We start from the raw sequence: 290 nt of genomic DNA, 5'->3' as shown, positions 1-290 counted from the left end.
CGGACGACTTCACGGTCAAGCTTGTTATAGGTCCAACCATAGTTGAACGTGAAGTCGTCCGTTTTGAAGCTGTTATCCTGATCAGAGGTGCTCGGATGTTCACCCATAGAGTACAGATAACGCCACATCGCAACCTGAGGCTGCATGTTGGACAGGGAGTTATGTACATAACCCAGACCTGCACGCAGCGAGTTATATTCGTTAATCGGGAAGCCCAACGTCACGTCTGTACCATAACTCTTGTTGGTATAGTCGGACAGGTCGGCGTCATCTGCCTGGAAGTCATTATA

At 49.0% G+C, this 290-nt stretch carries 1 protein-coding gene; it reads right to left on the bottom strand.

The window, feature by feature from the left end; genetic code table 11:
- A partial coding sequence (locus FN960_RS23850; protein ID WP_143850796.1) for a BamA/TamA family outer membrane protein occupies window positions 1-290 on the bottom strand: 290 nt, incomplete at both ends.

It is taken from the genome of Alkalicoccobacillus porphyridii, assembly GCF_007293315.1.
Lineage (GTDB): Bacteria > Bacillota > Bacilli > Bacillales > Bacillaceae_D > Alkalicoccobacillus > Alkalicoccobacillus porphyridii.
This window is presented reverse-complemented; position numbering and strand designations above follow the sequence as displayed.